This is a genomic window from Mixta sp., from assembly GCF_024610815.1.
Classification (GTDB): domain Bacteria; phylum Pseudomonadota; class Gammaproteobacteria; order Enterobacterales; family Enterobacteriaceae; genus Mixta; species Mixta calida.
In genome coordinates this window covers 1-1,903 of record NZ_JANION010000197.1, presented here as the reverse complement: position 1 = coordinate 1,903, position 1,903 = coordinate 1, and the positions used below count along the sequence as shown (strand labels likewise).

Here is a 1,903-nt window from a genome sequence, read left to right as displayed (position 1 = left end):
CTATAGATATGCATATAAGAAAGCTTATTAATATTTCCGTCAGTAATCATCCTGTCCGTTTCTGTCTCTGCATTGCGGCGACATACCCACTGACAGGCGCGGCGGATTATCCCTCTTCTCCCGCAAGATTGGTGCTGACGCGCAGCCTGTAAAGATCGATGGCTTTATCACGGATGATATTCATTTTCGATTCCGCCACCACCAGCGGCCAGATGGTGCCCTGCTGCTGCTGATAATACGTGGCGATCGCCGCGTTATAGCCATCCCGATACTGGAGCCAGCTGCGCTGCGCCGCTTTTATCTGCTGGCGAAAGCGCTCCGGCTGATCTTTTATCAGCAAGCGATACTGAGTATTCAATTCGCTGTCCCACTGCTGGGTTGCGGTTTGATAGCACTGCGCGTTATCAAGCGTGGTATTCGCCTGCATCTTGCACTGTTGCAGCTGCTTATCGATGCTCTCTCCCGGCTGCTGCGCCTGCGCCAACATCGGCAGCAGCAGCGGAAGCAGCAGTAACGGCAATCGTTTCATCGGTTCACCTTATGTTGAGTTAGCGCCCTTTATTCAGGCGTCATGCGGGCCGTTGCCGCGCGGTTGAGGCCGTCGCTATTTCGCCGCCGTATCCTGCTGCTCAAACGGGAAACGGATGCCCCAGCGCTGACGTATATCGGTCATCAGCGCCACTACATCCTGGGTCAGGTAATGCAGCGGATTACCGCCTTCGGCGATGTATCGTTCAACGTTCAGAATTTCATATTGCAGGGCGCGTGCGGTTTCACCCGCCTCGACGGTTTCCGTTGCGCCATCCGCGAAGCTAATTGTCGCCCGCTGCGCGCGCGGGAAATCCTCTACGGTGATAAAGCCCTTTTCACAGGCGATAATGCCACGCTTAGGCATTTTGGCGCGAAACGCCAGCGAGATAGCGACCAATTCCTGCTGCGAGTTTTGCAGCAGAATGCCGCACTGCTCATCCACACCGGTACTGAATGGCGTAACGGTAGTGAACAGATTGTCCGGCTGCGCCGACAGAAAGTAACGCGCGAACGACAGCGCGTAGGTGCTGATATCGAGCAGCGCGCCGCCGGCCAGCTCAGGATTGAAAAAACGGTTTTCAGGATCGGGTTCTTTCACCGTGCCGAAGGAAACCTGGATCGTCTTCACCTTACCCAGCCGTCCACTCTCCAGCGTTTCCTTAAGCTGATGAAACAGCGGCATATGGAACAGCGTCATCGCTTCGGCCACGATCAGTTTTTTCTCTGCCGCCAGCCGATCGATTTCATCCAGCTCCATGCTGCTGACCGTAATCGCCTTCTCCACCAGCAGATGCTTGCCATGCTCCAGCGCCAGCTTCATCCACGTGAAATGGCTGGCGTGCGGCGTGGAAATATAGACTGCGTCAATATGCGGATCGGCCAGCAGTCGTTCGAAGTTATCATCCACTCGCTCAATACCGTAGCGTTGCGCAAACGCCTCTCCCCTTTCCCGGTTGCGCGCGCCCACCGCGTACACTTTTCTCCCGAGCGCTTCCATAGCGGCAGCAAACTGATGGGCAATCGCCCCCGGCCCGATAATCGCCCATGTTAATGGTTTCATTCTCTTTTCCTTTTCTACTGTCTGAACGCTAAGTGTAGACAGCTAAAAAGTCCGGCGCGCCGTAAAGGATTATCGGTGGGCAGTTTATGCCGCATGGCTGTGCGTGCGCGATGGGCTATTTTTCCCCTCCGACCAGCAAACATAACGGTGTAAATTTCGTTTCGATCTCATTAAAATCGCGCGCATTAAAACAATTGAGTGATGTCGCATGTCCCATACTAAAACGTCCGCCGCGCCGCGCGTTGGCTTTGTTTCGCTCGGCTGTCCTAAAAATCAAGAAATAAATTAAGAACAAAAAACATACAACAGCAT

The 1,903-nt window shown here is 54.0% G+C and carries 3 protein-coding genes; all 3 read right to left on the bottom strand.

Translation table 11 applies throughout. The features are described from left to right. Positions 1-106: 106 nt before the first annotated feature. Positions 107-529 carry a lysozyme inhibitor LprI family protein gene (locus MYY08_RS15020; RefSeq protein ID WP_190296673.1) on the bottom strand — a complete coding sequence of 141 codons (423 nt, stop codon included), beginning with the start codon at positions 527-529 and terminating at the stop codon, positions 107-109. Between the two features lie 75 nt (positions 530-604). Next, positions 605-1,591 carry a Gfo/Idh/MocA family protein gene (locus tag MYY08_RS15015; protein WP_288014767.1) on the bottom strand — a complete coding sequence of 329 codons (987 nt, stop codon included), beginning with the start codon at positions 1,589-1,591 and terminating at the stop codon, positions 605-607. Between the two features lie 115 nt (positions 1,592-1,706). After that, positions 1,707-1,903: hypothetical protein (locus MYY08_RS15010; RefSeq protein ID WP_288014765.1), on the bottom strand; the 197-nt coding region annotated here is incomplete at its 5' end.

Bases quoted from the DNA above. Each gene is read 5' to 3' on its own strand.
- MYY08_RS15020 (WP_190296673.1), bottom strand. From the start codon at position 529: ATGAAACGATTGCCGTTACTGCTGCTTCCGCTGCTGCTGCCGATGTTG.
- MYY08_RS15015 (WP_288014767.1), bottom strand. From the start codon at position 1,591: ATGAAACCATTAACATGGGCGATTATCGGGCCGGGGGCGATTGCCCAT.